Annotated in this window: 28 protein-coding genes; 25 read left to right on the top strand and 3 right to left on the bottom strand. The window is 59.7% G+C overall.

The features are described from left to right. Positions 1-15: 15 nt before the first annotated feature. A complete protein-coding gene (locus D460_RS0112805; protein ID WP_018898950.1) occupies positions 16-360 on the bottom strand; it encodes an MmcQ/YjbR family DNA-binding protein in 345 nt (114 codons plus the stop codon). Between the two features lie 48 nt (positions 361-408). Beyond that, entirely contained in the window at positions 409-1,791 is a 1,383-nt protein-coding gene (locus D460_RS0112800) for an HD-GYP domain-containing protein (RefSeq protein ID WP_018898949.1), read from the bottom strand. A gap of 240 nt (positions 1,792-2,031) precedes the next feature. Between D460_RS0112800 and D460_RS0112795 the strand changes: the two genes are divergently transcribed. Further along, entirely contained in the window at positions 2,032-2,697 is a 666-nt protein-coding gene (locus tag D460_RS0112795; protein ID WP_018898948.1) for a hypothetical protein, read from the top strand. Positions 2,698-2,773: 76 nt separating this feature from the next. Beyond that, a complete protein-coding gene (locus D460_RS0112790; RefSeq protein ID WP_348625626.1) occupies positions 2,774-4,291 on the top strand; it encodes a terminase family protein in 1,518 nt (505 codons plus the stop codon). Between the two features lie 75 nt (positions 4,292-4,366). On the opposite strand, the gene D460_RS37070 is transcribed toward D460_RS0112790, so the two are convergent. After that, positions 4,367-4,498, bottom strand: a complete 132-nt coding sequence (locus D460_RS37070) for a hypothetical protein (RefSeq protein ID WP_018898946.1) — start codon at positions 4,496-4,498, stop codon at positions 4,367-4,369. A 149-nt stretch (positions 4,499-4,647) separates the two neighbouring features. Between D460_RS37070 and D460_RS0112780 the strand changes: the two genes are divergently transcribed. The 23 genes from D460_RS0112780 to D460_RS0112665 all read left to right on the top strand — a co-directional run bounded on the left by D460_RS0112780 (position 4,648) and on the right by D460_RS0112665 (position 18,461). Then, complete coding sequence (locus D460_RS0112780) at positions 4,648-5,334, top strand: hypothetical protein (protein WP_018898945.1); 687 nt, start codon at positions 4,648-4,650, stop codon at positions 5,332-5,334. Positions 5,335-5,362: 28 nt separating this feature from the next. Then, positions 5,363-5,671 (top strand): Dabb family protein, encoded by a 309-nt coding sequence (locus tag D460_RS0112775; RefSeq protein ID WP_018898944.1) that lies wholly within the window; start codon positions 5,363-5,365, stop codon positions 5,669-5,671. Positions 5,672-5,706: 35 nt separating this feature from the next. After that, the gene (locus D460_RS0112770) at positions 5,707-6,003 is read left to right on the top strand and encodes a DUF6516 family protein (protein ID WP_018898943.1); all 297 of its coding nucleotides are present in this window, start codon (positions 5,707-5,709) and stop codon (positions 6,001-6,003) included. Beyond that, on the top strand, positions 5,990-6,352 hold the full coding sequence (locus tag D460_RS0112765; RefSeq protein ID WP_018898942.1) for a winged helix DNA-binding protein: 363 nt from the start codon (positions 5,990-5,992) through the stop codon (positions 6,350-6,352). Before D460_RS0112770 ends, D460_RS0112765 begins: the two co-directional genes overlap by 14 nt. Positions 6,353-6,483: 131 nt before the next feature. Then, a complete protein-coding gene (locus D460_RS0112760; RefSeq protein WP_037111316.1) occupies positions 6,484-6,885 on the top strand; it encodes a hypothetical protein in 402 nt (133 codons plus the stop codon). A 163-nt stretch (positions 6,886-7,048) separates the two neighbouring features. Continuing rightward, positions 7,049-8,206, top strand: a complete 1,158-nt coding sequence (locus tag D460_RS0112755) for a phage portal protein (RefSeq protein ID WP_018898940.1) — start codon at positions 7,049-7,051, stop codon at positions 8,204-8,206. Positions 8,207-8,270: 64 nt separating this feature from the next. After that, positions 8,271-8,549: a ribbon-helix-helix domain-containing protein gene (locus D460_RS0112750; protein WP_018898939.1), complete on the top strand. Its 279-nt coding sequence runs from the start codon at positions 8,271-8,273 to the stop codon at positions 8,547-8,549. Next, on the top strand, positions 8,546-8,857 hold the full coding sequence (locus D460_RS0112745; RefSeq protein WP_018898938.1) for a type II toxin-antitoxin system RelE/ParE family toxin: 312 nt from the start codon (positions 8,546-8,548) through the stop codon (positions 8,855-8,857). The genes D460_RS0112750 and D460_RS0112745 overlap by 4 nt, the downstream gene beginning before the upstream one ends. A gap of 156 nt (positions 8,858-9,013) precedes the next feature. After that, positions 9,014-9,331, top strand: coding sequence for a DUF6107 family protein (locus D460_RS0112740; protein ID WP_018898937.1), 318 nt, complete (start codon positions 9,014-9,016; stop codon positions 9,329-9,331). Between the two features lie 39 nt (positions 9,332-9,370). After that, positions 9,371-9,979, top strand: a complete 609-nt coding sequence (locus D460_RS0112735) for an HK97 family phage prohead protease (RefSeq protein WP_245267738.1) — start codon at positions 9,371-9,373, stop codon at positions 9,977-9,979. A gap of 26 nt (positions 9,980-10,005) precedes the next feature. Continuing rightward, positions 10,006-11,265 carry a phage major capsid protein gene (locus D460_RS0112730; RefSeq protein ID WP_018898935.1) on the top strand — a complete coding sequence of 420 codons (1,260 nt, stop codon included), beginning with the start codon at positions 10,006-10,008 and terminating at the stop codon, positions 11,263-11,265. Positions 11,266-11,377: 112 nt separating this feature from the next. Further along, entirely contained in the window at positions 11,378-11,533 is a 156-nt protein-coding gene (locus tag D460_RS35930) for a hypothetical protein (RefSeq protein ID WP_018898934.1), read from the top strand. Beyond that, positions 11,530-11,862, top strand: coding sequence for a DUF2958 domain-containing protein (locus D460_RS0112720; RefSeq protein ID WP_018898933.1), 333 nt, complete (start codon positions 11,530-11,532; stop codon positions 11,860-11,862). Before D460_RS35930 ends, D460_RS0112720 begins: the two co-directional genes overlap by 4 nt. A 515-nt stretch (positions 11,863-12,377) precedes the next feature. Further along, positions 12,378-12,704 (top strand): hypothetical protein, encoded by a 327-nt coding sequence (locus tag D460_RS0112715; RefSeq protein WP_018898932.1) that lies wholly within the window; start codon positions 12,378-12,380, stop codon positions 12,702-12,704. Positions 12,705-13,278: 574 nt separating this feature from the next. Further along, entirely contained in the window at positions 13,279-14,574 is a 1,296-nt protein-coding gene (locus D460_RS0112710; RefSeq protein WP_018898931.1) for an AAA family ATPase, read from the top strand. Next, complete coding sequence (locus D460_RS32995; protein WP_018898930.1) at positions 14,571-15,239, top strand: HNH endonuclease; 669 nt, start codon at positions 14,571-14,573, stop codon at positions 15,237-15,239. The genes D460_RS0112710 and D460_RS32995 overlap by 4 nt, the downstream gene beginning before the upstream one ends. A gap of 157 nt (positions 15,240-15,396) precedes the next feature. Further along, positions 15,397-16,005, top strand: a complete 609-nt coding sequence (locus D460_RS0112700; RefSeq protein WP_018898929.1) for an NUMOD3 domain-containing DNA-binding protein — start codon at positions 15,397-15,399, stop codon at positions 16,003-16,005. A gap of 20 nt (positions 16,006-16,025) precedes the next feature. Next, positions 16,026-16,481 carry a hypothetical protein gene (locus D460_RS0112695; RefSeq protein WP_018898928.1) on the top strand — a complete coding sequence of 152 codons (456 nt, stop codon included), beginning with the start codon at positions 16,026-16,028 and terminating at the stop codon, positions 16,479-16,481. A 2-nt stretch (positions 16,482-16,483) separates the two neighbouring features. Then, positions 16,484-16,660 (top strand): hypothetical protein, encoded by a 177-nt coding sequence (locus tag D460_RS35925; RefSeq protein ID WP_018898927.1) that lies wholly within the window; start codon positions 16,484-16,486, stop codon positions 16,658-16,660. Continuing rightward, positions 16,657-17,052: a hypothetical protein gene (locus D460_RS0112685; protein WP_018898926.1), complete on the top strand. Its 396-nt coding sequence runs from the start codon at positions 16,657-16,659 to the stop codon at positions 17,050-17,052. The genes D460_RS35925 and D460_RS0112685 overlap by 4 nt, the downstream gene beginning before the upstream one ends. Beyond that, entirely contained in the window at positions 17,049-17,417 is a 369-nt protein-coding gene (locus D460_RS0112680; RefSeq protein ID WP_018898925.1) for a hypothetical protein, read from the top strand. Before D460_RS0112685 ends, D460_RS0112680 begins: the two co-directional genes overlap by 4 nt. A 147-nt stretch (positions 17,418-17,564) precedes the next feature. After that, the gene (locus tag D460_RS0112675; protein WP_018898924.1) at positions 17,565-17,780 is read left to right on the top strand and encodes a hypothetical protein; all 216 of its coding nucleotides are present in this window, start codon (positions 17,565-17,567) and stop codon (positions 17,778-17,780) included. 393 nt (positions 17,781-18,173) lie between these two features. Continuing rightward, positions 18,174-18,461, top strand: coding sequence for a hypothetical protein (locus tag D460_RS0112665; protein ID WP_018898922.1), 288 nt, complete (start codon positions 18,174-18,176; stop codon positions 18,459-18,461). Position 18,462 lies beyond the last annotated feature (1 nt).

Genomic DNA, 18,462 nt, shown 5'->3' with positions numbered 1-18,462 from the left:
TCTGGCTGAATCGACTTATGGGGAAGGGATGACAACGAACTGTCTTTGCAGGGTTTTCGGCGCGGCGTTCTGCCAGGAGCGGCGCACCAGATCCTGCACCAGCGCGTCGCTTGCCAGCTGAAAGAACAGCCGCGTCGAGCCGCGCAGCCCCCAGCCGCCGGGAACCGCGATCGTCTCCTTCGGCGAAACCGCCAGCGTCATGTGCTGCTGCTCCGGCGTCAGCCTGACGACGCAATAATCCTGCTCCGGCATGGTGAGAAAAATCCTCGTCCGCACGCGAAAATCGCGTGTGCCGTGATGCGCGCTCTCGACCGCCTCGGGCAGGCTGAGCGCGAAGGATGCAAGCTCTTCGCGGGTCATGATCTTTATTTTAGCACAATAGAATATTGCGAGGCCAATCAGAAAAACTCACGCAGCCGCGCGCTGGTCTTCCCTTGCGCCGTCAGGCCGCTCCAGATCGGTCCTCGCAAGCGCCCGCTGCAGCGCCTCGATGCAGATGGGGTCATGCGCCTGGCCGGCACCGTCCCAGAGGATCGACAGCGCCTTGGAGATCGGCAGGGCGGCGCGATAGGGGCGGTCGGCGGTGAGCGCGTCGAATACGTCGGCGGTCGAGACGATCCTCACTTCCATCGGGATCTCATCGGCCATCAGCCCGCGCGGATAGCCCTTGCCATCCAGCCGCTCGTGATGGGCGCCGCCGATGCGGGCGAGGTCGGAGAAGGCGCCGATATGGGAGAGGATCATTTCCGAGAACTCGGCATGGCGCTTCATCTGGCCCCATTCCTCGTCGTCGAGCTTGCCCGGCTTGTCGAGCACGCTGTTGCTGACACCGAGCTTGCCGATATCGTGAAGCAGGGCAGCGCGGCGCAACAGCCGGCGGCCTTTCTCGTCGATCCCCATCTCCTCGGCGATCAGATCGGTAAACAGCGCCACGCGGTCGCTATGGCCTGACGTATAGGGGCTCTTGGCATCGATGACGCGGGCGAAAGCGGCAGCGATATCATCGAGATAGTCGTCGTCGGCCATGATCGCCTGCTGGCCGGGTTCGCTGTCGAGCACGATCGTCTCCAGCGCTAGCGAGCGCAGCGTTTCCCAAAACGTTTCGCGGCCGGCGATGCGGATGAAGGCGGCGGCAAGCGCAGGGTCGAACCAGCTGCCGGCGCGCTTGTTGATCTCGGCGATGGCGGCCTGCGGCCCGGCGCTCATCTGGAAGATATCGGCCACCTGAGAGAGCAGCGCGATGCGCGAATAGAGCGGGATCTCCTCGCCGGAGATGCCGAGCGGCTTGCCGCCGCCGTTCCAGTGTTCGTCGAGGCTGAGGACGCCATTGGCGACGCCCTCCGAAAAGCGCATCTGTCTGGCGATCTCGGCGCCGCGCTGGCAGCGGGTCTGGATCAGGTCGGTGGCGATGCGTCCGCCGTTCTGCAGGATGTTGACGATCCCGCGAAACCGCTCGGCAAGGCCGGCCTGCATGCCGGTATGCGAGAGTACGAAGCGCAGCACCTGGCTGAGGCTGCCATCGACCAGCTTGAAGTCGCGCTTGAAGGAGAGGTCGTCGGCCATATAGAGCTCGCAGATCCGCGCCGCATTGCTGCTGCAGCCGAGATCCTTGAGGAGCAGCGTGTAGTAAAGCTCCTGCAGCGCGTCATCCGCCATGCCGATCTCGCGGCCGATATGGGTGCCGATATAGCAGGCGCGGATGCAATGGCCGGGCGGCTGGCCCTCCGTGAGGTCGAGCGCCTTGCTCAACGCCTCGATAATCTCCGCTAGTCGTATCTGGATGGCCTGCATGTCGATCGCCCTTTCCTGCGATCCGTTCTAGCCGTGGCTTTCTTGAGGATTCATTGAAATATCGGGAGAAAGGCGAGAAAACCTATATTTATCAATAGATTAGACATAGATAAATTGCAATTCGACGCGGCGTTGCAGGAGGATTTTCCGATAATAGGAAAATAATCCTTGACGGCGTAACGGTGCTTTGATAGGGTTATGCCATAGTCGGAAAGTTGCGGGCAGGACGCGGCGAGGGGCATGGTCTCCTGGCTGATCGACAAGCGCCGCCGCCACCGCCGCTTCTCCACGCAACGCCTGTTGCAACGGGATCTCCCCATGACCGATATCGACGATTTCGCGCCGGAGCTGTTTGGCCTCTGGCCGGCTCAGCATACTCCCCAATACCAGGCTTATGACGGCGATCCCGCGCAGGCTCTCGACGTGGACAGGGCCAAGATGGTGGCCGAGGCCTGTATGCTTGAGACCAAGTCCGCAGCATCGCCGGCCGAAGAGCTGCGGGTGCTGCTCAACGAGATGACGGCCGAGATGCGCGAGCAGTTTTCGGCCTTTCGTGACCTGCGAAGGGCGGCCGAGCAGGCGGCCTCCAGCGGTGGCGACGATGCCGCTGCCAAGCTTGCCCGCGCCGATTTGAAGGCCGCGACCGATGCCATGTCGCTGATCGTCCGCACGCTGGAGAAGATCGACCAGCTGCAGCGCCAGTTCGCCCGCGACCGCGAGCAGGCCGCTGAGGAAAGCGAAGCGGCGAGGGGGCTCGACCATGTCAAAGCGAAATTCCTCGCACGCATCGAAGAGCGAGCCGAAGCCCGCGCCCGGCAATTGCTGGCCGAATGGCAGCGCGACGGCGCTCCCCCAAACATTGACGACGGACCAGCCCTCGCCAGCCGCGAAGCCGAACCGGGTTGAGCGGCGCGTCGCGGACGCCAATACGGGCAAGGTCGCTGGCGCCTTGCTGGACTACAGTCATAAAATGGATGCGATCGTGGCGAAACGGGCTGATGACCGCGCGGTAATCCTGGACGCCGTTGCGCGTGGCGCCGCGTTGGCCGGGGCGATGTCGCAGCCGGATAGCGGGACGGTAGCGGCGGCGGTTTTCGGTGAGGCGCCGGTGGTTGACGCTGTGGCGAGCGGTGTGCCCCGGTCCGCCAAGGCCAACGTCCATACCAGCGCAAACGCCAATATTGAAGCTGGCGCCGTTGCCGATACCGGCGAACCCAATCTCTCGCTGGCCGACATGCTCGACCTTCCCGCCGAGGACCTCGCGGAACGGCTGAAGCTCTGGCCATCGCTTGGCAATCTCTGGGCCTTCACCGGCCGCGACGAACAGCAGCCGCCGCCGGGAGACTGGCGCACATGGCTGATCATGGGCGGGCGCGGTTCGGGCAAGACGCGGGCAGGGGCCGAATGGGTGCATGCGATTGCCAGCGCCGGACGCTCCTCGGATCTGCGCATCGCGCTGATCGCCGAGACGCTGGGCGATGCCCGCGAGGTGATGATCGACGGCATCTCGGGGATCATGCGGATCGCCCGCAGCCGTCGTCCCGAATTCGAGATATCCCGCCGCCGGTTGGTCTGGCCGAACGGCGCGGTGGCGCAGATATTCTCGTCGGAAGATCCCGAAAGCCTGCGCGGACCGCAGTTTCATTTCGCCTGGAGCGATGAGCTCGCCAAGTGGAAACACGGGCAGGAGACCTGGGACATGCTGCAGTTCGGCCTGCGGCTCGGTTCAGCGCCGCGCCAACTGGTGACGACGACGCCGCGCCCGGTGCCGCTTTTGAAGGCGCTGATATCGGACCCGACGACGCTGACGACGCGCATCAGCACCCGCGCCAATGCACATAACCTGGCGCCGGGCTTCATCGACGCGCTCGCCAACCGCTATGGCGGCACGCGGCTGGGGCGGCAGGAGCTGGATGGCGAACTGATCGAGGATCGCGAGGATGCGCTCTGGCGCCGCGAGATGTTCGATGCCGTGACGATACGCTTTTCCGGCGACCTCCGTCGCATCGTCGTGGCGGTCGATCCGCCGGCGGCGGCGGGGCCGACGTCTTGTTGCGGCATTGTCGTGGCCGGGCTGGATGCGAGCGGCCGCGCGGTGGTGCTGGCCGATTGCTCGGTGGAGGGCGCAAGCCCGGCGGGCTGGGCGGGTGCGGTGGCGAAAGCCTATCGCCGCTTCGCCGCCGACCGCGTGGTGGCCGAGATCAACCAGGGCGGCGATATGGTGACCGCTATGCTGAAAAGCATCGACGAGACGCTACCGGTGACGACGGTGCGCGCCACGCGCGGCAAATTCCTGCGCGCCGAACCGGTGGCCGCACTCTACGAGCAGGGGCGTGTCGCCCATGCCGGGCGCTTCATGGCGCTGGAAGATCAGATGTGTGATTTCGGCCCTGACGGTTTATCCCAGGGCCGCTCTCCCGACCGGCTGGATGCTCTGGTCTGGGCGCTGACGGCTTTGATGCTTGAGGGCGGCGGGGAGCCGCGTGTGCGGGGTATTTGAAGCCTTGCGGCTGTAATTGCCGCTCCGGGAGAGGGTGGCCGTGAGGGGGTGTTTGACACCCCCAGGCACTTGCGCTTAACGCTGCTGTTGCTGCGTCGCCGGGCGTTGTGCCTGCGGCACGGGGCGAACCTGACGCCACTCGCTTTCGAGTTGGTCCGTCACGTGCTGGGGAATGATCGGCTGATTGCTGTGAACGGGCTGCGTCATGCGGTCCTCCGAAGACGAATTGAATGATGGATCATCACTGCCATGCGCCAAACGGTCTGTAAATCAGGGCTTTAAACGCTTTAAACGATTAAAATAAATTTAATCGATTAAGGACATCAAGTCCTCATCAGCTTTTAGGATTACACGCTATGGTTATCCACATCGACAGGCGGTTTTTCTTCGACACGGTGCGCGAGGCGCTGTTCAAGGGCACGCTCTCGGCCCCGCAGGTCGAGGGCATGACGGCTATACTGAATTTCTGGGAAGAGCGGATGGCCGACGCCGATCCGCGCTGGCTGGCGTATATCCTCGCCACCGCCTTTCACGAGACGGCCTACACCATGCAGCCGGTGCGCGAGACGCTGGCGACAAGCGATGGGCGCGCCGTCGAGATCCTGGAAAATGCATTCGCGAGCGGCAAGCTCTCCTGGGTGAAGACGCCCTATTGGCGGCCCGACGAGGACGGCAAGAGCTGGCTTGGCCGCGGCCTCGTGCAGCTCACCCACAAGCGCAATTACGAGGCGATGAGCGCGCTTACGGGCATCGATCTCGTCGCCGAGCCCGACCGGGCGATGGAGATGGGGCCGGCGGTATCGATCCTGATCGAAGGCATGGTTCAGGGCAGCTTCTCCAAGCACAAGCTCGCCGACCATCTGAACGCGACGAATGACGACTGGATCAACGCCCGCCGCATCGTCAACGGCACCGACAGGGCCGAGAAACTGGCCGGCTACGGCAAGACCTTCCTCGCCGCCATAAGGCCCGAGCAGCCGACAGGCTGGTTCGCCCGGTTGAAGCAGTGGCTGTGCCGTGGTATCGCCCGGCTTACGGGCTAAGCCCAACCAGAATTTACAGGAGTTCCGCGTGATCCGTCACATCGTCTTCTTCACGGCGCCGATCGAAAACCTGGAAAAGGTGCGCGAGGGCCTGTCGATCCTGACGGCCATACCGCACGCCCGGTTGCTGGAGATCGGCACCAACGTGAAGACGGACCAGTTCGGCACCGAGGTTGACCTGATTGTCTACGGCGAGTTCGACGACGAAGCAGCCCTTGCCGCCTACAAGGCGCATCCGAACTACGATCTCTCCACCAGCCTCGTCCGCCCCATCCGCGAGATGCGCATTGCAGCGGATTATGAAAGCGACCTGGCGGTGAAGCAGCCGCTGGGGTGATTGATGGCTTCTAGGGCATATGTTATATAGAGCATATGCCGCCTGCCACACTGTTTTACAGCCGGAAGGTTGTTCTAGAAGACGGAGCGATCTTGCAGATAAGGGTTTGGCGGCTGCAGTCGCCGAGCCTTGAGCGACCGCACGGCCTCAAATATTCGCTCTTCTACGGCAGGCCGGGAGAGCGGATTGTCGCTTATGACAATGAGGCGGGCAAAGGCGACCACAGGCACTACCGCGATCGGGAGGAGCCTTATGTGTTCAAGACGCTGGGGCAATTGCTTCGCGACTTCGACGAGGACGTCAGACGGGAGATTGCAAATGCGAGAAGTTAAGCTGCATGTCACCGATCTCGACGGGTTCTTCGCTGATGCGATGGAAGGCGCGCGCCGCATCGACAGCGGCGACTTCAGCGAGCAGCCGGGCGTAGTCGCCTTCGAGAACATGGAAACGCTGCTGAAGATCCTGACCGCCAGCCGCTGGCAACTGCTGCGAACGCTGAAGCAACAGGGTAAAACCTCCATTCGCCAATTGGCGAAGCTGCTTCAGCGCGACTATCGCGCCGTGCACAGCGACGTGCATGCGCTGATGGCAATCGACCTGATCGAGCGTGACGACGGCAATCAGATATTCGTTCCGTGGGACAGGATTACCGCGGAAATGGCGATCGATCTGGCAGCCTGATCGTCGCTGCGGCCTATTCGCAAACGCACCGGTTGCCGCCGCGTGCGTATTTCCGGTTTTAATTCAACCTGAAGTCGGATATTCCCATTGAGTTGGGAAAACACACGTTTCAGGAGATAAAATTGAAGATCATGGTGATGACGGCGGCGCTGCTGCTTTCCGGCGCGGGCTTAGCCGAGGCGGCTTCCTGCGAGGCGAATTTCAAGGTGTCGGGCGTGCCGATGATGACGGCGCTGAGCTACAAGACGTGGCAGGAGTTTCCGAAGGCGAAATCCGCCGCCGTCTTGAAGAACCTTGCCCAGGCGGTTGCCGCCGAGGGCTTTTCCGGCATCAAGGTGAACAAGGAACTCTCCTCGGTGGACGCCTACCAGGAAACGACAGGCAGCGGCCGCATCCAGACCCTGCGCGTCGTCGCCCGCCAGAAGGGATCAGGCGTGCGCGTGGATGCCGTCTTCGATATCCAGGCCGGCCAGCTGACCACCAAGGAAGTGGTGCGCACCGGGCTTTGCAACATCATCGGCTCGGCGCTGTGATGCTGGCGGCCGGACAGGATCCGGCCGCGCTTCATTGTTGAGCATCAGGTCGCGGGGGCATGCCCGCGACCGCCGTCCTTGCGGCGGCTCGGGCCTAATCGCCCTGTACAGACAATAGCATCGGCCAATCGAGTGCCGGTCGCAAACATCAGGAAACCGGATCATGAACCTTCGATCTCTCCTGCCGTGGGGCTCCGCGGCGGGCCGAACACCCGTGCCCGAACGCAAGGCCGCGGGAGGCTTCCTGTCGCTGACATCGGAGGGCAGGGCGAGCTGGACCGGCCGCTCCTACGCGGCCTTGTCGCGCGAGGGCTTCATGCGCAATCCGGTGGCGCATCGCTGCGTCAGGATGGTGTCGGAGGCGGCGGCTTCGGTGCCGCTGCTGATCTACGAGCAGGAACGTGAGAGGCCGGATCATCCGCTGCTTCATTTGCTGCGCCAGCCGAATGCCCGCATGAGCGGCCCCGATTTCTTCGAGGCGCTCTACGGCCATCTGCTGTTGTCGGGCAATGCCTATGTCGAGCCGGTCGAGATCGGCGGCGCGCTGCGCGAGCTGCATCTGCTGCGCCCCGACCGCATCGGCATCGTCGAGGGGCGCGACGGCTGGCCGGAGGCCTATGACTACCGCGCCGGCGGCCTGGTCCGCCGCTTTCCCGTCGAGACCAACGGGCTTGGCCTGCTGCACCTGAAACTCTTCCACCCGCTCGACGATCATCTCGGCTTTCCGCCGCTGGCGGCCGCCCAGGTGGCGCTCGATCTCTCCAATGCGGCCGCCACCTGGAACAAGGCGCTGCTGGATAATTCCGCGCGTCCCTCCGGCGCGCTCGTCTACCAGCCCAAGGAGGGCGGCAATCTCTCGCCCGATCAATATGAGCGGCTGAAGCAGGAGCTCGACGAGGGCTATTCCGGCCCGATGCGCGCCGGCCGGCCGCTGCTGCTCGAAGGCGGGCTCGACTGGAAATCGATGGGGCTCTCGCCCAAGGACATGGACTTCGTCGAGGCCCGCAACGGCGCCGCCCGCGACATCGCGCTCGCCTTCGGCGTGCCCCCCATGCTCCTCGGCATCCCCGGCGACAACACCTACGCCAACTACCAGGAAGCCAACCGCGCCTTCTATCGCCTGACGGTGCTACCCATGCTGACCCGCACGCTGGCGACGCTGTCGACCTGGGCGGCGGCAGGCTATGGCGACGGGCTGCGGCTGGAGCCGGATCTCGACAAGGTCGCGGGTCTCTCGGCCGAGCGCGGCGAGCTCTGGAAGCGGGTGGGGGACGCGGCGTTTCTGACGGATGAGGAGAAGCGGCAGGCGGTGGGGTATTGAGGGGGGCGTTGAGACCGGCCCGAAAATTTGTTATACAGCGTATTACAAATTGAGGAGCCAGCCGATGACCAAGCCCGTTCTCTCCGACCCGATTGCCCTGCGCATTCCAGAAGACATGCTGAAGGACATCGAGACCATCGCCAAAGCCACCGACCGCAGCCGCAGCTGGGTCATCGTCCGGGCGCTGAAATACTACCTAATGGAAGAGGGAAATGATGTTCTGCAGACGCTCGCCGCTCAGGAAGAGGTAAGGCAGGGCAACGTCATGGATATGGACGATTTCCTGGCGGAGCTTGAGGCGGAAGACCGTATCGAAAACACCAAGCGGGATGACGCCGCATGAAAAAGGTGCGGATCGCGGCGCCAGCCATGCGTTTCGTCCGCCACGAAAAGGCCTATCTGAAGCGCGTCAGCAGACACGCTGCCGTTCAGTTCGCGCAACAGCTCAAGCAAATGACGAGGACGTTGTCCGAGTTTCCCGGCGCGGGCGCGCCGACACTCGCGCCTGGCGATGTCAGATGCTTCGTATCGCCGCCTTATCTTTTTGAATATGAAATCCACCCCGACGAGGTGGTGATCCTGCTGATCTACCACGGGCGCCAGGAGCGACTGCTCCAGATCGACGAAGACGGCGATCTTTCAGACAGTTAACATCGAAATCTGAATCGCCCAAACAAGATGGGCCATATTCGGCGCCCACGCGCAACAGGCGCATGAGCTGCCACAGCCAACCGATTCAAAAGACTCGGCGAAAGCCTGACGCGCGCCTCGCGCACTCCCACCCCCACATCACAAAGGCCCAAACCAATGGCCGATTTCTCCAACGATACCAGCCTCTGGGCGACCAGGGCGCTGGGCGCGTCGGCGGGTGCCGCCGTGTCGCTGATCTATCTGCTGCCGAAGAGCCGGCGCGAGGCGGCGAGCCGGTTTTTTACCGGGCTTTCCTGCGGCATCGTCTTTGGCGGCCCGACGGGGATCTGGATCGCCGAGCGGCTGGATCTGGTCGATCGGCTCTCTGCTGTCGAAGTGATGCTGTCGGGCTCGGCCGCCTCCAGCCTCTGCGCCTGGTGGGGCCTCGGCATTCTCCAGCGCATCGCCGGCCGCTACGGCGCGCGCAACCGGTAAGCTGGCCGGCCAAATATCCATGAAACGAGGAGCATGATCATGACCGCAAGCCGCGCGCTGGCGCGATCTCCCACGCGCTTGTCCACCCGGGCCATTCCCGGCGCGGATACGCGCAAGTTCGCCAATCTGGAGCTGCGCGGCCTCAGCCGCGACGGCACCTTTTCGGGCTATGCCAGCGTCTTCGGCGAGGTCGATCTCGGCAAGGATGCGATCGAGCGCGGGGCCTTTCTGCGGTCGCTGAAGACACGCGGCGCCGGTGGCGTGCGCATGCTCTTCCAGCATGACCCGGCCGAGCCGATCGGCGCCTGGAAGACGATCCGCGAAGATAGTCGCGGGCTCTATGTCGAGGGCGTGCTCGCCGATGGCGTCAGCCGCGCCCGCGAGGTGCACCAGCTTTTGAAGAACGGCGCGCTCGATGGCCTGTCGATCGGCTTTCGCACCGTCCGCGCCAAGACCGACGCCAAGTCAGGCGTGCGCCGCATCCTCGAGGCCGACCTCTGGGAGATCTCGGTGGTGACCTTCCCCATGCTGCCGTCCGCCCGCGTGCAGAACATCAAGAATGCGCGGTGGTTCCGCGACAAGGAGACCGAGCTCGTCCGCGCCATGCGCCGGGCCGCCCGGATGATGCTGCAAGACACCTTCAAGTAGACCCTTCACAAAAGGATGATCCCGCAATGACCAACACGCAGATTGCCGATAAAACCGCCCCCGAAATCAAGGCCGCGCCGGAAATGACCGCTGCCTTCGACGAGTTCATGGAAGCCTTCGAGGCCTTCAAGGAAACCAACGATGCCAGGCTCGGCGAGATCGAGCAGAAGCTGACATCTGACGTCGTCACCCGCGACAAGATGGATCGCATCAGCCGCGTGATGGACGAGCAGAAGAAGGTGCTCGACCAGCTGGCGCTCAAGAAGGCCCGCCCGCCGCTCGGTCGCACCGCATCGGTGGGCGCCGAGATCACCGAGCACAAGCAGGCTTTCGAGCAGTATATCCGCCGCGGCGACGAGGCCGGCCTGCGCGAGATCGAGGCCAAGGCCATGTCATCGGGCTCCGGCGCCGACGGCGGCTATCTCGTGCCCGACGAGACCGACAGCGCCTTCGGCCGCCGCCTCTCCGTCGTGTCGCCGATCCGCTCGATCGCGACGGTGCGCCAGGTCTCCGGTGCTGTGCTGAAGAAGCCCTTCGCGATCTCCGGCATGGCGTCGGGCTGGGTGGCCGAGACCGCGGCGCGGCCGCAGACATCAGGCGCCCAGCTTGCCGAGCTCTCTTTCCCGACCATGGAACTCTACGCCATGCCGGCCGCCACCCAGGCGCTGCTCGACGATGCCGCCGTCGATATCGAGGCCTGGATCTCGAGCGAGGTCGATACCGTCTTCGCCGAGCAGGAAGGTGCGGCCTTCATCGCCGGCGATGGCATCAACAAGCCGAAGGGGCTGCTGGCCTACACGGCCGTCGCCGACAGCGCCTGGAGCTGGGGCAATCTCGGCTATATCGCTACCGGTGCCGCGGGCGGCTTCAAGGCGACCGGCGCCTCCGACACGCTGATCGACACGATCTATTCGCTGAAGGCCGGCCACCGCCAGAACGCCAACTTCGTGATGAACCGCAAGACCCAGGCCGAGGTGCGCAAGCTGAAGGACGCTGAAGGCCGCTACCTCTGGCAGCCGCCGGCAACCGCAGGCGAGGCCGCCTCGCTCGTCGGCTTCCCCGTCGTCGAGGCGGAGGACATGCCCGACATTGCCGCCAATGCGATGGCCATCGCCTTCGGGGATTTCCGCGCGGGCTATCTGGTGGTCGACCGCACGGGCGTGCGGGTGCTGCGCGATCCCTATTCGGCCAAGCCGTATGTGCTGTTTTACACGACGAAGCGGGTGCGCAACGTGTGTATTGTGCATAATTTGGATTGGGGCGCAAATCCTAATTTTATGCAGTGAAAACAGCAGCATAAAGCATCTGAAAAGAGTTGAACCCTTTGGCAGTCTTTGCTCGCATTCCAGGACATTGGAAATAGAGTGCTCGCGTAAGTTGAAAACACGGAGCAGACAAATGCAAGTAGAAGCGAAATCGGAATTCAAAGTTTGGGGCAAGATCGATGGTAAGTCGTTCACTGCGATCTTCCAGAGCGTCAAGGAATGGCGTGCAGAGCGCAAGCTGATCGAGCAGCAGTTCTCGGTGGAAGTGCAGGGGATGGCTTCGGTATGATACTGTTGACCCCGGAACTACGTGCGCAGTTGATCCGCAACAATGTTGAAGCACGCGAAGCTGATCATATCCCGGTGGTGAAATGGTTCACGCCGTGGGCAAACGCGACGTGGCTGGTCACGGAAATGGAACCAGACGGCCGTTGCTTTGGGCTTTGCGACGTGGGCCATGGAACGCCCGAACTCGGGTATGTAAGCGTCGAGGAACTAGAGAGCATCAAAGGGCCGTGGGGATTGAGGATTGAACGTGATCTTCATTTCCGTGCCACTCGCCCTCTGTCCGAATACACGATAGCTGCACGGGCGGCACAACGGATAGTAGATCTTTAAGGGTTACGTCGTAGAACGAGATTGGCCGATCGGGCCACTCCTCAAATTGATACCACTAACTTAGGCCCGCTCTGTCCAGCGGGCCTCTTTTGTTTTGCGGACAAGAAAAAACCCTTCCCGGGAGACAAAGCACGAGAAGGGTCAAAGGAAAATATGAGAACTGCCATGCAAGCAACTGTCACCCTCTATTTATGCCGAGGGTAAAGAAGTCCGCTGCATTGGGGCGTCAGCGGATCTCGTCGGGTTGGGTCCAGGCAGAACCAACACCAAAGTAGCATATTCTAATATTCTTGGAAGTGTGCGCGGCTAAATAATTCGTCGTATATGCGATGGCTGCTCAAACGGGTTCGGCGTGAGGTCGAGCCTTTCGCGAGCAGCTAAATAGATTGTGAGCGCTTTAAGCCGGCCCTTACACTCCATAACTACGGTACGGCCCCTTCTCTCAACGCTCCGAGGGAAGGGGTTTTTCTTTGAGCCGGTAAATACGGCAACACAACAAGAAGGAGCGAATTCCCATGACCGAACTATCCCGCAACGATGCCGCTGCATTCACCCTGTTCAAGAAGATGATGGCCCGCTTGGCTGAGAACCGCGAGGAATACACGGCGCGGCTGGCGGTGCATCAGCATGCCTATGCGGTCTTCAACCAGCTGAACGGCATTGTCTCGGCAAGCGGCGTGTCGCATCCGACGACCTTCACGTTCATGCCGGGCCATAGCCACAGCGTCAGCCCAGTCATCGCGGAATGGACCCCGTACATGCTGCCATCGGAATATGAGGTGTTCGAAGCCTACATGCGCGGCGAAGACGTTATCCTGCATGTGCTGGCCGAGGAACGATAGGCTACCTCAAAAGGAGTAGCCACCAGCTGGGAACTTTCGAGTTCGACGTTGGTAAGAGCACATGCCGACCCCCCAAGCGTCTTGCCTGTTGTGACGCTCGGCACACGGGAGGGGTAGCATGCTGACGAATGCCCCTCCCGCCCTCATTTAGCCGTTAAAATTCGTCCGATTTCGGCGGGCGGAACTCTCTTCCTTCCGAAGGAAGCCTGAAAACCAACCAAAGACGGAATAACCCAAGCCCTGTGGAACCAGCAGGTTCCAAAGGAAACAGGGCGTCAGCCCTCGCGACCAGTCGGACAAGCGGCTTTGAGTGAAACGAAAAGACGCGGTGGACGACGCCGTCGCCGTTGAAGTACGGAGATGTAGTAGGGGCGTTGCGTCTATCTACTACTACGTAGTAGATGGATGTAATGTTCTTATTACTTCTTCGTGCTGCTGCGTTTAATATACTATGGCGCTAATGTTCTAATTATTGCGACATCGAAACCATCCCTTTCATTTTCCCAGTCTCCGCATTAACAATGGTTGCGTTGTGCTGAGGAGACTTACTTAAGCGAGTGACAGAGGGAAGTACGTGAGCGACATTATTTTCAAACGACTTGAAGTAGGGCTATGGAGGCAGTTTCAAAGCGTACAAATCGATTTCCATCCACGCTTAACTGTAATTACTGGTTCCAATGGAGCGGGCAAAAGCACCCTGATCAGTCTGCTGTCGCAGCAGCTGGGATGGGCTAGGCAATATCTTTCAATCCCGCTCCGATCCGAGGACGGGACGCTTTCATATCGAAACGGCGTAATTCAAGATTTCTTAAGGCAGATGGAAGCCCGAAATCACACTCATAATGCCGTCGGTTCGATAACCTATTCTAACGACAGTAAGTCGACGCTCGCGCTTCGAGAGAGCAACGTTTGGCAAACCGACATTTATCATTCGAATGCCCAGGCAGTCGAGGGGATGCTTATCGATTCTCATCGGCCTAATCCGACTTATACACCAGTGGGCACGATAAGCATGCAGCCGATGACGGCCAGTCACTCGTTCCAGCTGTACAACCAAGAGATGTTAACCAGGTTCAACGGCGGTTACAGCGGAAGCACACCGATCTTTCGAATGAAAGAAGCGTTGATCTCGATGGGCATATTTGGCGAGGGAAACGCTACAATCGGAGGTGGCAATCTTGCACTACGGAGCACCTTCGAGAGTTTTAACCATACTCTGCGCGAACTTCTACCAGAAAGTCTTGGGTTTCGGGAGATTGCGATCCGCCCCCCTGAGGTGGTTTTAGTCACTGACACAGGCGACTTCATGATTGATGCCTCGTCCGGCGGTATCATGGCGATCATTGATGTGGCGTGGCGAATCCACATGTTTTCGCAGGGTAAGAGCGCTTACGTGGTGCTGATGGATGAGCCTGAGAATCATCTACATCCCTCGATGCAGCGGACTCTACTGAGGCGTCTGTTGAAGGCATTTCCTGGCGGTCAGTTCATTGTTGCAACCCACAGCCCTTTCATGGTGTCCTCCGTAAAGGACTCACATGTGTTTGTCCTGCGCTATCAACAAACCGGTGGAGACGGTGCGCAGGTTCTGTCGCCCGACGTGGGGCTAGCAGCAGGACGTACAGTGGTGGGCGAGCACCTAGCCCGCACAAACAAAGCCGCAAGCGCATCTGATGTTTTTCGTGAGGTGTTGGGCGTTCCTGTCACCATGCCTGAATGGGTAGAGATTGAGCTGAAAGAGATTATCGAACGTTATCGGGGGGTGAAGATCACTTCGGAAACCTTGGACTCCGTTCGTAGTGACCTAGCCGCCCTCGGTTATGGCGAATACTTTACAGACGCTGTTAGAATGCTCGCGACGAAACCATGATAAAGATTCAGAAGGGCGATGAGCCACAGGTCATCACAGATAACATAGCCGAATGGGAGGGTATCCTTCGCGGCCACGAAGCGGCAGGAACAAATCCGTCCGATACACAACTGAACCGTTACCGCCATGACGATATCAAAGCGGCCTTGCTTGCTGAAACCCATAGAAAGTGTGCCTACTGTGAGAGTAGGTTCGGCCACGTCTACTATGGCGATATCGAACATGTAACTCCCAAGAAACTTGGCATCGAGCATCGGTTCCGATGGGAGAATCTCACGATCGCATGCAGGATTTGCAACACTAACAAGGGCATCAAAGAAAACCTCGTTGACCCGTATATACACGATCCTGAAGATCTTTTTTATATCCAGGGTCCGACAATCCTGCCGCTACCGGACAGCTCAATAGCTCGTTTCACCGAGATGACTATAGATTTGAACCGCTCGGAACTACTTGAACGGCGCAACGAGAAACTGCGTAAGCTGCATGACCTCCTAACCCTCGCCAATGAAGCCAGTGATCCAGATCTAAAGGAGGCATTGTACGAGCAGTTAAAATCGAGGGAGACGGCAGACGAAATGGAGTACGCGGCGATCGCACGAGCGTATGTCAGTAGCCTTGTCGCGCAAGGATTGATACCAGCTGCTAGCGCGCCAGCAGCATAAATAGAATGCCGAAAGGCAGACCATCAAACTCCGACCCGGATTAGCAGCCCAACTGTTGGTCCGGGTTTTTAGTCTTTGGACGCGTCGATTAGCGTCCGAGCATAAATAGAATTGTGAATGCAGCCGTTGGGATTTGGTGCTGCCACAGGAGTTTATGATGACAATGCATTTCAATCCGCGAGATGTCCTCGCTTCTATTCAATCCGATTTCCAAGGCACGAAGATCAGCAAACCGCTGATGACTATTCTTTGCCGCATGTACGAGAGTTCGCAACGCCGCCAAGTCGCTGCGGGCAATCGCTTCGAGCTGACGTTCGATGAGTACCTCGCACTGATCACTAAGGCTCGCCGCCAACGCATGGAAAGCGAGCTAAAGGCCGGAACATTCAAGCGCTTCATGGAGAGCACGACCGGATACGTTCTGACCTGGAAAGATCGCCCGTCGAAGGCCGGCGGGGTCCTCAATGGTGAGACAGCGGTGTTTGTGAACCGCGAACAGAGCCGCCGTAATCAACACTTCAAAAAGGGTGACCGCCACACGCAAGCGTCAAAGGACGCGATTGCCCTAGCCCGCACCGGCACCAAACATTCCGAAGAAACGAAAGAGCGTATCAAGCAGGCCAACACTGGCCAGACACGATCTGATGAGACCAAAGCCAAAATAAGCGCTGCTCGAAAGGGCAGGGTGATGAGCGCCGAGACCAAAGCAAAAATGGCCGAGAAGCGAGCCGCATATTGGGCGGCTAAGCGCGCCGCAACAATCTAATCAAGAAGGAGAAAACTCCTATGCAAGACCTAGACACAAACCTATTCGAGACAACGCCCGCAGCGACGATCCGCGCAACCAGCGATGCAGTTGCCACTTCAACCCTGATCGATCGTCCATCAAAGACGACCCGCGCCAACGTCCAGTACGTCAGGCTTTCCGATGCCGAGCATAGCTATCTGCGCAGCGCCATCGACATTCTCGACAAGGCCCGCACGAATAAGGACGATCCGACCATCTATGTCGGCCTGAACCTGATCCTGGATAGGAACAGCGGCGTTTGGGGTTCGCAGCTGCGCAAGTTCTCCACGCTGCGTGAAGTGCTTGAGGGCGTTATCGGCAAACTTGCCAAGCCCCACAAATATGTCCGTGGCCGTGCTGGTGAAGACCTCAGCGTGAAGCAACTGACGGCAATCAATCAGATCCTCGCGGCTGTCGGTTGCGACGAGATCGCTATTCCGGCGAAGGAGGCTTGATAATGTCGGTGACCAACTCTCTTTTCATCTTCGCGATGACTGCCGGTATCGCAGGCTTGTTCCGTTTGTTCGGTTTCTCCGATCTTTTCGTGACTGCCTTCATGATCTTTGGCGTCGGCGCTCACCTCTGCGATTACATTCGCTCGTTCTCGAAGAAGCGCGATGGAGGTGAGGCATGATCAACATACTCACCGTGATCCAGTCCGATTTGCCTTTGGGCATGAAACTTCAATTCGTTGCGAAAAGTCTGACCGTCTGGCCTTACTGGACTTTGAAAGTAAGGCTTGGCAGCGTGATCACTGAAATCCGCTGGACCTTGAAGCAGCGTTGTTTCCAGGTGCAACGTCTTTGGAAACTCACCCGCGACAACATGACCTCGGAAGAGATGGCCGCCGACGATGCAATATGGGCCGATTGGTTTCAGGACCGCAGCTGGGAGGCAATGAAGGCTTCCCAGGAAGAACGACCGGCCATGAAAGCGCGCATCGACTTCATGGCAAAGCAGCGGATCATCGGCATGAGTTTCCCGGTTGCCGAGAAGGCCTTTGCGAAAGCGGGAGGTGCGGCATGAGCGTCACCTTCGTTCACGACTTCGGTTCGACCACCTTTCACGGTGAGATGCAGGCTTTCGTAGAGGATGAGACGACGCGATGGCTCCCACAAGAGACCGGCAAGTTCTCCGCGTTCATCAACGCTTGGGCATTGGCCGATTGGGAGCATGGTTTCGAGGATGATGCGGCCCCGCAGAAAAGCCTCAACGATACGATCCTAGACCTTCTAATCGCGAAGCACGGCCCCCACTTTGCAGGGTATCGGATCGACACGAACGGTTCCGGTGTCGTCAAATTTGAAATCTTAATGAGCGACAACGACAAGGCCGCGATGCTCCTCAAACTCGCTTACGGAGGTGCCGCGCGAGCCAACCTTCAGTCGTAACGGACGGCGTCCTGGCAGCAAAAAGTGGGCGGGTTCGTTGGCGAGGCAAGTGTCCGATTAATGTTGCTTTACAAAACGACACACGTTTGGGCAAATGGCGCGGGGGGAGGTCTCCCGCGACCGCAACAACGACGGATGAGAGCCCATATGACCCTTCGACAGAAGCAAGCTGTTTTCAACGCCCTCAAACATCTTCGCGAGAACGGTCATACGAACGCTTGGATTGAAGCACGGTTCGCCGAATATTCAGCTGAACTTGCAGCGCATGAGCTGCTTGGGCGAGAACCGGATTTCATCCCTTACCACAACGACAACGGCGAGTTGGTCCTCAACGGACACGGCGACCTAGAAACCGACATTTAGTCTCGCACTGCGCATGTGCCACGCGTAGGCTTGCCAAAATACCATCAGAGGTTAATCTGCTTTAAGGATTCGATTCAGACGGTTGAGCGGGGAGCGCAATCATGGAGCATCAGAAGAGCGAATACTTTTTTGCGGACGAGCCAGTCGAGTTTTTGCTGCTAGCAACCGCATTGGCGGCCGTCACTATCCTCGGAAGCGCAGCGCTTTTAATAACTTCATTCCTTTAACAAGATCGTCCGATGACGGGTTTTGGGGTTCGGCATCGGACGATCTCGTTGTCAGTCACGAGCTGACAGTCGACCTATGAGCGCATATTTGAGCATTAGCAACAGCAAACCACTCGGTATGGGCGATATCCACTAAATACGGGACAATCCACAAAGGAGTGCCCGTATGGCCGTCACAAACACATTCTCCGCAACAGCTACAAATTCCGCATGGACGCAGATCGTTGATGGCACGACCATCGCAAGCTGCGGCATTCAACTCGATCCCAACAGCACCAGCGTATTCCTGGCCGTAGCGCAGGCGCTTCCCACAGCTGGATCAGACGATTTCTTGCATTTCGACCGCGCCCGCGATGTCTCGATCAGTTTTACCCTGAACGCGACGGACAAGATTTACGCACGTGCGCCGTCATCGACCTCGGTCAAGGTTCGCGGATATCAGGTGACACGATAAT

Source organism: Rhizobium sp. 2MFCol3.1, assembly GCF_000377565.1.
Lineage (GTDB): Bacteria > Pseudomonadota > Alphaproteobacteria > Rhizobiales > Rhizobiaceae > Rhizobium.
Note: the sequence above shows the minus strand (reverse complement) of the source record. Positions and strands in the feature narration are given on the sequence as shown.

Excerpts from the sequence above, each read along its gene's own strand:
- D460_RS37070 (WP_018898946.1), bottom strand. The coding sequence starts at position 4,498 with ATGACGCAGCCCGTTCACAGCAATCAGCCGATCATTCCCCAGCACGTG.
- D460_RS0112805 (WP_018898950.1), bottom strand. The coding sequence starts at position 360 with ATGACCCGCGAAGAGCTTGCATCCTTCGCGCTCAGCCTGCCCGAGGCG.
- D460_RS0112740 (WP_018898937.1), top strand. The coding sequence starts at position 9,014 with ATGGCCGATTTCTCCAACGATACCAGCCTCTGGGCGACCAGGGCGCTG.
- D460_RS0112720 (WP_018898933.1), top strand. The coding sequence starts at position 11,530 with ATGATACTGTTGACCCCGGAACTACGTGCGCAGTTGATCCGCAACAAT.
- D460_RS0112685 (WP_018898926.1), top strand. The coding sequence starts at position 16,657 with ATGATCAACATACTCACCGTGATCCAGTCCGATTTGCCTTTGGGCATG.
- D460_RS0112800 (WP_018898949.1), bottom strand. The coding sequence starts at position 1,791 with ATGCAGGCCATCCAGATACGACTAGCGGAGATTATCGAGGCGTTGAGC.
- D460_RS0112715 (WP_018898932.1), top strand. The coding sequence starts at position 12,378 with ATGACCGAACTATCCCGCAACGATGCCGCTGCATTCACCCTGTTCAAG.
- D460_RS0112765 (WP_018898942.1), top strand. The coding sequence starts at position 5,990 with ATGCGAGAAGTTAAGCTGCATGTCACCGATCTCGACGGGTTCTTCGCT.
- D460_RS0112745 (WP_018898938.1), top strand. The coding sequence starts at position 8,546 with ATGAAAAAGGTGCGGATCGCGGCGCCAGCCATGCGTTTCGTCCGCCAC.
- D460_RS32995 (WP_018898930.1), top strand. The coding sequence starts at position 14,571 with ATGATAAAGATTCAGAAGGGCGATGAGCCACAGGTCATCACAGATAAC.
- D460_RS0112750 (WP_018898939.1), top strand. The coding sequence starts at position 8,271 with ATGACCAAGCCCGTTCTCTCCGACCCGATTGCCCTGCGCATTCCAGAA.
- D460_RS0112760 (WP_037111316.1), top strand. The coding sequence starts at position 6,484 with ATGGTGATGACGGCGGCGCTGCTGCTTTCCGGCGCGGGCTTAGCCGAG.
- D460_RS0112665 (WP_018898922.1), top strand. The coding sequence starts at position 18,174 with ATGGCCGTCACAAACACATTCTCCGCAACAGCTACAAATTCCGCATGG.
- D460_RS0112730 (WP_018898935.1), top strand. The coding sequence starts at position 10,006 with ATGACCAACACGCAGATTGCCGATAAAACCGCCCCCGAAATCAAGGCC.
- D460_RS0112680 (WP_018898925.1), top strand. The coding sequence starts at position 17,049 with ATGAGCGTCACCTTCGTTCACGACTTCGGTTCGACCACCTTTCACGGT.
- D460_RS0112755 (WP_018898940.1), top strand. The coding sequence starts at position 7,049 with ATGAACCTTCGATCTCTCCTGCCGTGGGGCTCCGCGGCGGGCCGAACA.
- D460_RS0112735 (WP_245267738.1), top strand. The coding sequence starts at position 9,371 with ATGACCGCAAGCCGCGCGCTGGCGCGATCTCCCACGCGCTTGTCCACC.
- D460_RS0112675 (WP_018898924.1), top strand. The coding sequence starts at position 17,565 with ATGACCCTTCGACAGAAGCAAGCTGTTTTCAACGCCCTCAAACATCTT.
- D460_RS35925 (WP_018898927.1), top strand. The coding sequence starts at position 16,484 with ATGTCGGTGACCAACTCTCTTTTCATCTTCGCGATGACTGCCGGTATC.
- D460_RS35930 (WP_018898934.1), top strand. The coding sequence starts at position 11,378 with ATGCAAGTAGAAGCGAAATCGGAATTCAAAGTTTGGGGCAAGATCGAT.
- D460_RS0112770 (WP_018898943.1), top strand. The coding sequence starts at position 5,707 with ATGCCGCCTGCCACACTGTTTTACAGCCGGAAGGTTGTTCTAGAAGAC.
- D460_RS0112780 (WP_018898945.1), top strand. The coding sequence starts at position 4,648 with ATGGTTATCCACATCGACAGGCGGTTTTTCTTCGACACGGTGCGCGAG.
- D460_RS0112795 (WP_018898948.1), top strand. The coding sequence starts at position 2,032 with ATGGTCTCCTGGCTGATCGACAAGCGCCGCCGCCACCGCCGCTTCTCC.
- D460_RS0112695 (WP_018898928.1), top strand. The coding sequence starts at position 16,026 with ATGCAAGACCTAGACACAAACCTATTCGAGACAACGCCCGCAGCGACG.
- D460_RS0112700 (WP_018898929.1), top strand. The coding sequence starts at position 15,397 with ATGACAATGCATTTCAATCCGCGAGATGTCCTCGCTTCTATTCAATCC.